We start from the raw sequence: 254 nt of genomic DNA on the forward strand, positions 1-254 counted from the left end.
ATTCCATCCCCCTCTGCCACACTCTAGCTATGCAGTCACAAATGCAGTTCCCAGGTTGAGCCCGGGGATTTCACATCTGTCTTGCATAACCGCCTGCGCACGCTTTACGCCCAGTAATTCCGATTAACGCTTGCACCCTACGTATTACCGCGGCTGCTGGCACGTAGTTAGCCGGTGCTTATTCTTACGGTACCGTCATTAGCTCTCTTTATTAGAAAGAACCGTTTCGTTCCGTACAAAAGCAGTTTACAACC

General features: G+C 50.0%; 1 rRNA gene. It reads right to left on the minus strand.

What is annotated here, in order from left to right:
* Positions 1 to 254, minus strand: a 16S ribosomal RNA gene (locus tag ACTHS3_RS18215); the annotation flags it as partial.

The organism is Neisseria sp. P0009.S007 (genome assembly GCF_051962515.1).